Origin of the sequence: Flavobacterium columnare NBRC 100251 = ATCC 23463 (assembly GCF_002530675.1) — a bacterium.
GTDB classification, from domain to species: Bacteria; Bacteroidota; Bacteroidia; order Flavobacteriales; family Flavobacteriaceae; genus Flavobacterium; species Flavobacterium columnare.
This window is the reverse complement of the sequence record NZ_PCMX01000070.1, coordinates 1-7,444: the sequence shown is the minus strand read 5'-3', so window position 1 is coordinate 7,444 and position 7,444 is coordinate 1. Positions and strand designations below refer to the sequence as shown.

Annotated in this window: 6 protein-coding genes and 2 pseudogenes (1 of these 8 cut by a window edge); 1 reads left to right on the top strand and 7 read right to left on the bottom strand. The window is 34.8% G+C overall.

The window, feature by feature from the left end; genetic code table 11:
* The 5 genes and pseudogenes from B0A78_RS15090 to B0A78_RS10110 form a co-directional block, all read right to left on the bottom strand.
* A pseudogene (locus tag B0A78_RS15090) lies at window positions 1–169 on the bottom strand (hypothetical protein) (its annotated part extends 14 nt beyond the left edge of the window); the annotation flags it as partial.
* Between the two features lie 1,054 nt (window positions 170–1,223).
* Window positions 1,224–1,436, bottom strand: a complete 213-nt coding sequence (locus tag B0A78_RS10125; RefSeq protein ID WP_097609650.1) for a hypothetical protein — start codon at window positions 1,434–1,436, stop codon at window positions 1,224–1,226.
* A 94-nt stretch (window positions 1,437–1,530) separates the two neighbouring features.
* The gene (locus tag B0A78_RS10120; RefSeq protein WP_097609649.1) at window positions 1,531–2,256 is read right to left on the bottom strand and encodes a hypothetical protein; all 726 of its coding nucleotides are present in this window, start codon (window positions 2,254–2,256) and stop codon (window positions 1,531–1,533) included.
* A gap of 117 nt (window positions 2,257–2,373) precedes the next feature.
* Window positions 2,374–2,967: a hypothetical protein gene (locus tag B0A78_RS10115; protein ID WP_097609648.1), complete on the bottom strand. Its 594-nt coding sequence runs from the start codon at window positions 2,965–2,967 to the stop codon at window positions 2,374–2,376.
* A 3-nt stretch (window positions 2,968–2,970) separates the two neighbouring features.
* On the bottom strand, window positions 2,971–5,541 hold the full coding sequence (locus B0A78_RS10110; RefSeq protein ID WP_097609647.1) for a CHC2 zinc finger domain-containing protein: 2,571 nt from the start codon (window positions 5,539–5,541) through the stop codon (window positions 2,971–2,973).
* A gap of 172 nt (window positions 5,542–5,713) precedes the next feature.
* On the opposite strand from B0A78_RS10110, the gene B0A78_RS10105 reads away from it, so the two are divergent.
* Window positions 5,714–6,085 carry a helix-turn-helix domain-containing protein gene (locus B0A78_RS10105; RefSeq protein WP_097609646.1) on the top strand — a complete coding sequence of 124 codons (372 nt, stop codon included), beginning with the start codon at window positions 5,714–5,716 and terminating at the stop codon, window positions 6,083–6,085.
* A 163-nt stretch (window positions 6,086–6,248) separates the two neighbouring features.
* Here B0A78_RS10105 and B0A78_RS10100 read toward each other — a convergent pair whose 3' ends face one another.
* Window positions 6,249–6,665: a hypothetical protein gene (locus B0A78_RS10100; protein ID WP_097609645.1), complete on the bottom strand. Its 417-nt coding sequence runs from the start codon at window positions 6,663–6,665 to the stop codon at window positions 6,249–6,251.
* A 5-nt stretch (window positions 6,666–6,670) separates the two neighbouring features.
* A pseudogene (locus B0A78_RS14505) lies at window positions 6,671–7,444 on the bottom strand (hypothetical protein); the annotation flags it as partial.

The window sequence follows — 7,444 nt, the reverse complement described above, 5'->3', positions numbered from 1 at the left end:
TATCTGCTAAAGGGTCAATAGCAAACCATCTACCAATTCTAGTATCTAACATTCTGGCTCCAAAATTATAACTATTCCCTTCCCCTTTAATTTCGTCATCTTTTTCTTGACCATTAAACCCGTAACGATATGAAGATGAGCTACCATAGCGATTTGGAATGAGGGAGCCAAAAGGGTCGTAATCTCCACGACTTTTTTCAAAATTTCAACTTTTGTCTTACAACCTTTTACAAATATTCAATAAAAAACAAGCCCTTGAGGTATTTACATCAACATCAATTAGAACTTTATAAGAACGTACATTTATATTTCCAACAAAAATAAAAAAACTTTTGGTTTATACATCTAAAAAGCAAGTACAAAACAAACTTTTGAGTGCTTACCTATAGATTACAGGTACTTTAGTCAGTTGTAGCTTGTTTTTTTAAAGGATTGCTAGAAGATAATGTTTGATTAGAAAACGAGAGCATCATTAAGCAATCGTTTAAAAAAACGAGCCCAGCGGAGTTTACGGAGCTGTTTTACGGTTCTACAATAACACCCCCAAGCACCGCAGTAAACAAAAAAAGCGTTATTGATAAAGAGTTATAAAGAGCTTTTTTTTGTTTACGAGGAGCGATGTGGCGGTGTTGCGGCAATGCATCGAAGCCTGCGACACAGGATGCGGACGAGGAGGAACGACGAGGAGCAATGTGGCGCAGTGTGCGGAGCATAGCCCTGAAGCGTAACGAAGTGAAGTCAATCTAATCGGCAGTAGCTTTGCTACACCTTGCAGGGCGTACTGAGGATGCAGGGAGCAACCGCCAAAACAGCAAGGGGCGACAGCTGCAAAGACGGCTTAGCGTTGGATTTTGCGTCGGGAGCGGTCTTGCAGATGTAGAAGCCCCGACGAACGCAGGAAGTGAACGTGTGAAGACTGGGAACGAAGCAAAAAAAATATAACTGCTCTTTTTTCGGAGCTGTTATATTTTTATTTGCGAGTGGTCTGTGGAACGGAGGCTTTTTCAGCCGACTGGAACAGCCCAGCGGAACAAAGAGAACGACCGGAGGGAGACCGCTTATTTGCTGCTCGAAGAGAATCACTTTAGCTTTAATTCTTATTTCTTTTAACTATTTGATTCAATAATTTTTATTGTAAATTAAAGAATGTAACCTATACTTTGTAAAAATCGATTTTTAGAATGACAATTCCTGTTAGCCTAATAATGATAAGGGTTTACAAGTTATTTTGTTCTTGGCGCAGGTAGTAACTTTCTTTTTTCAGTCACCAGTTCCAACTTTTCAGTTAGTAGATTTCTTTTTTCAGTCACCAGTTCCAACTTTTCAGTTAGTAGATTTCTTTTTTCAGTCACCAGTTCCAACTTTTCAGTTAGTAGATTTCTTTTTTCAGTCGCTAGTTCCAACTTTTCAGTTAGCAGCTTTCTTTTTTCAGTCATCAATTCCAACTTTTCAGTTAGTAGATTTCTTTTTTCAGTCGCTAGTTCCAGCTTTTCAGTTAGGAGATTCTACTTTGACAATTGCAATATTCTTTTATATTTTTCTAAAAATAAGTTTACTTATTTGTTTGTACTCTGGGCTTGTTGCTCCAAATACTGATTTTACGTAGTTTTTTACTGTTAGTGATATATCAACTAGACCTATTTCGGGAGCGTAGATTTTTAGATCTCTTGCTTGCATTGCTGTTTTATAGGGTATATAGGTTGTTTTTACTGTTGTGTTGATGGCTTCTAACTGGTTTTTGTAGTTTGTTAGAGTAGCTGTTTTTATTGGTTCTTCGTTGGGTGTATATTTGGGTTCTATGCTAATGAGTTCGATTAATTTTTCTAAATGATCTATTTGCATATCAAAACTTTGTTGTGATACTGAGTTTTTGTCTTTAGGTGTTTCTCCTAGTTTTGTTTCTGGAGTTGAGTTATCGGCTCTTTTGCCTTGTATTTTACGATTTATTGTTTCGGCATCTGCAATGACTGTTGCTGGTGCTGCTACTCCTTTTAGTGCGTTGATGACTTTGGTTGCTGTTTTTTTTAAGTCTTTAAAAATTGTTTGTCGTTGCCCTTCTACCTCATTAAATGGGGTTTGGGTTATTTTAACTTCTTTGACAGCTGTTTTTGCCTGGGTGTGTAGTGTTGTGAGTGCTGGGATTGTAATGAGTGGATTGGAGGGGTTGTATGTTGCTCCAAAACCTGTGCAAGCAATGATTAATGTTTCAAAGTTGGTTACATTTTTGTTGTGTCCAGTTTCTGTATTTGATGCCATATTACTTGTGTATTTTTAAATGTTATTAGTAAATGTAGCAGTATTTTAAAAAATGGCAAAATTTATTTTGTTGGTTTAGAAGAGTTTGCTATACGATACTAGCGAGCAGTAGTAAAACTATTTCAATTGATAATAAAACATACCTCTTATGCCTTTTCTAGTAATATGTACTAGTTCTCTTTCGATAAAAAAATCAAGCACTCGCTGGGTATTGGTTTTGCTTCGACTAAGTGCTTTACGGGCTTGATTTGCGGTAAATTCTTGATTTTTAAAATGTAGTTGTAATTGTGCTAAATGTTCACGGTAAATGCGGGGTAAGAACGATTTGGGGTTTAAAATATTTCCTGTGATTTGTAGTGCAATTAAAACATCTTCTTCTGCTATTTCGATAATGCGACCATTTCTATTGACTCTGTAGTTTTGGTTTAAAAGGGCTAAGTGATGAATGAGTAAATTAACTAGTTGTTGTTTTTCTTGTGGTAAAGTTTGGATTAGTTCCTGATACTCTTGATTTGGATTTTGAGTAATGATTTCTTTGGGAAAGAAGTTTTTGATAATTAAACAAAAATCGATGATTTGTTTTTCTTTTTCTCTAGAATATACTTGTCTTGGGATTCTGGGACGGTTATGGTGTTTTCTTAGCATTGGTCGGGGTTTAACCTTGTTTTGACCGTCCCTTAACTGTCCCGTAACCGTCCTTTTGTGTCCCATAGATTAACTGTTTTGAGGGTTATTTTTAAAAGTTTGTATTTGCTCATTTAGATAGGTTCTTATTTCTTCTCTTAGTTTTTGGATATTATCCCAGTAGGAGATTTGAAAACTTTGAACATTTCGAGAGCCAATGTGGGTTTTGTGGATGTATTCGAGTTCCTGAAGCTCGGTAAAATAACGGTGCATTTGGCTTTTACTTACGTTAAAATATTGTCTTATTTCACGCATTGTAAAGTCTACATCAGAAGGTTTTTTATTTATTGTTTTGGCTTTTTTCTCGATATACATTTTTAGATTTTCGTAGAACTGGCGCAGGATTCCGTCGAGTTCATCGGCTTTGATAACGATACTATTAAACATAAGATCAACGGCTATTTCTAGATCTTCGATTTCTGTGATAAGAGCCTCCCCAACCCCTCCGAAGGAGGAGCTTTTAGAGCGTTGAAACTGATTGAGCAAAGTTACTTGTGCGATAAAATCGTGGAGCATTTGGGTGAGTCTTCGACGGTGTTTTACGTTTTGTGGTAGTTCTAAACGGTACTGATTTTTAACATTATACGGTTGTAAAAGGTAACAGATGTTTTGTAAAATACGTTTGTTTTTGGTTTCCATTTCGGGAGTTATTTCTCCTGAAGCTTTTTTGGCCATATAGGCTAAAACTCTTTCGGTTTGCGCATCGCTCTCGTCGATAGCTATTATAAATACACGGCTTTCGTTGTCTTCGTACATTCTGAATTTGGTCGTGGCAACTAATGAAGCAATTGGACCAAAAACATATTTTTCGCCTGTTTTAATATCGCCTGTTTGTTCGTTTTTCTGACTTACTGAAGAAGATAGTTTTTCGTTACTTTGTAACTCTCGCCAAGCTAGTTCCGCCTCTTCGCTTAATCCGTCGTAATCTTCTAAAATGATACCGGTATTAACCAAATCAAATTCTCCATAATTATAAAAACTTTTGTCGGTTACACGAGTAAATCGTTTGATTTTGTTTTGGTCATACATACAATCGGCAACCCCTGATACTAAATGACTTTTTCCGCTTCCTGATGTGCCTTGAACGACTGCGTGCAGGGTTTTCTTCATTTTGTGAGAGAGTAATATAAGGTATAAAAACAAACCGTTTTTACCTTCGCCAACTAACCCAGTTTGTTCTAATAATTGGATTAGTTTTTCTATTAAATAAGTACTTTTTAAAAGTTCGATACTTTCTAAAGTGTCTTTATCGGTGAGGGTTCTCAAAGGGTATCGAGTGGCGACCTTTTCTTTTTTGGTGGCATTTTGGCGGTAATTTTCGAGTTGTACTATAAGTTTTTGAACTGCTTCGTTAATGATCCTGGTTCCGAGTTCGAGTTTTTCGGCTACTTTACGGATTACTTTTTCCACTTGGTCGTCGTTGTAAAGATTCAGGTTTTGCCTTGATGGATAATCGATTTTTTGGAGGTTGTAAATGGCTAGGGTTACTCGTAGTTCGGATAAATCTTTGCTGGATATTTTGCCGAGAACTTCGAGTTTGATGTTTTGGTTTTCAAATACTAAAGGGTTTTGTTTAAGGTTTAAGGGTTCAAGGTTCAATGTTGTTGGAGCGGGTAAGATTGTTTGAATACCTTTAATTATTGTTTTTCGTTCGCTGAGTAATTGCAAAAGAGCTTCAAAAGAATAGTTTACGGCTAGTGAGTTGATGTCTTCGTTTTCAGGCACTTCGACTGCGCTTAGTGTGACAGCGGATTGTATTTGATGGATTACTTCAGTATATTTCGCAGTCGCCGTGCGACCTGGTTTATCGCCATCAAAAAAGAAAATGATTTCTTCGAGTTCTTTTAGTTCCTTAATAGTTTGGATGTGCTGCTCTGTTAATCCATTGACTCCGTACAATGCCAATACGTTATATTCTTTCCAGTCATTTGTGGTATGCAAAGCGAGTTCTAGGGTCATTGCATCGATAACAGCTTCGGTTAGGATGAGTTTTTTGGTATTTTTTTCAGGATAACGTGGATATAAACCTGTTCTGTCGGTTAAATAGAAATGTTTGGAGGTGGCGGTTTCGCTGACTGAACGCCCATAAAAAGAAATGATTTCGCCTTTTTCGTTACGAAGTGGGAAGATTAAGCAATTTTTTAGTTTATCGAATAGTTTACCATCATTGTAACCTATTTGGGTTTCTTCGGGGTTGAGCATCCTATTTTTAGCATACTCCATCGCTTGTAGTCCCGAACCTTCGGGAGCTAACAAACATTTATTGAACTGGTCAAAGAGTTCTTCTAAGTTTTCGTTTGTTTTCATTGGTATTGGTTTTGTGATTGGCTTGTTGGGTAGGACTTGGAAGATTTCGACGAAAGATTTGCATTTAGTAATGGCGGTTTTCTTATCGCATTTGTCAAATTCTTGAACCCAGTCGATGATGTCGCCTTTCTTACCACAGCCGTGGCAATAGTAAAAGTCTTCATTAATCTGCATACTGGCTTTTTTGTCTTCGTGAAAGGGGCATTTGATGAGTTTGTTTTTGTTGGGTACTAAATTGTAATGGTGGAGTAATTGGGGAAGTGTGAGGGTTTGTTTGAGTTGTTGGATGGTCATAATGAAAATTGTTTATAAATAATTTGATAACATATTTGGTCTCAAAGATAATCTTTTTGGTCTTTGTTAAAATACTTATTTGGTATTATTTATTAACAACTGATGCTTATAGGTCTTTATTTGATTATTTTTGTTGCGTAATTATGCAATTAACTTATTAATATTAAACATTATGTCTTTTAATTTTGGAGATAACTTAACTAGAATTAGAACTCAAAAAGGAATTTCTCAAAAGAGTTTAGCTGATATGTTAGAAATGCACGCTACACATCTTTCTCGTTATGAAAGAAATGTTACTGCGCCATCTATAGATGTTTTAAAAAAAATATCAGAGATATTAGAAGTCCCTACTGATTTACTGATTTATGGAACTGATGAAGAAAAAACTAAAGAAAAAATAAAAGACCAAGAACTTTTAAATATGTTTAATAAAGTTCAAAGTTTTGATAAGAATGATTTGAACTGTGTAAAATCGTTTTTAGAAGCATATATTTTTAAAAGAGACATACATAATCAATTAAACAATAAACTTGTTACAGAATAGACTTTTGCTGTCTTAACTCCACAAACAACAAAACCCTAACTTTTTACAGCTAGGGTTTCTTTTTTATAACCTTTTATTTTATCGTAACTCAAAGTGAGGACACTTTGCGTAGCATACGCATCTTAAAATTATTATTCACTCTTTGCGGAGCTTGGGGGGCTGGTTATACATAAAAGTTACTAAGTAATTCATAATTTTCATCATCTGTAAATTCCATAAAAAGGTGATGCTCTAGACTAATAATAAATATACCACAATATCCATTAGATGCTACAAAATCCTCCCAATTTTGAATAAATAACTGTGTGGAAATTTCAAAAGGTTTATAACCAATTCCAATATCAATAATTAACTTTTGAGATTTAAAAATTAATGAAGAATATAATCGTTTTTTTATTTCTTCTTCATTTCCGATAAAATCATAAAAAAAAGAAAACTTATTTTCAATTTTTTCCCAATCAATTAATGTTTTATAATTTGATACAGTTAGTCCTTCCCTTTTAATAATGTCTAAAATTGAAAAATCTAAAAATTTTAATTCGGTTATATATTTTTTTAAGACCCAATTACTTATTTCCATATTAATTATTTTAATTTAGGAATTTCATTTTTTATTATTTGTTCAATTTGATTTTCTCCTGCTTTAATTAAGATAGCTCCTTTTTGATTGCCATTCCACCAATTTATATGACCTCCTTTTTTAGGATCAAAATCAACTCTCCACCCTTTTTTTCCATCCTTAGACATAAACCCTACAACCTTATCTTTTTGATTTGCAAACTTCCCTAATTTCTCAACTGCATCATCGCCTAATCCTCCAATTACATCATCAGCAACTTTTACTCCATTTTCAAAAGTTTCGTGACCTTCTTTGAGAATTGTTACTATTTCTTTGCCTTCCTTACCCGCATCATCAAGTACTCTTCCACTAGCTTTAACCATATCTGCGGTTTCATCGGAAAATTTTAAAAATTTAGACGCTTTTCCAAACGGAATTATTGCTATAGCAGCCCAAGCAGTAGCAGTTTTTCTACTATATTTCTGACCATCAAAATCCTTGCCTGTAAAAATAGCATAGACATCTTCAGCAGGAGTACCATATCTCAAACCTTGCTTTGTACCCATTTTTAGGTCTTCATAAACGGCTTTTGAATATGCCACGGTAAAAGAGTCACCTTTGGCTACGTAGGAAAATGTTCTTTTAAATCTTTTTAAAGCAATTCCTATACCAATTGCAGTAAACCCAGGCTTTGGATCCATTCCGTCTGGATCAATCAAAAATATTGGATTGTTTAAACAATAATTATAAGGATTATAGTTTGGAAATTTATCTGCTAAAGGGTCAATACTTAAAAAATA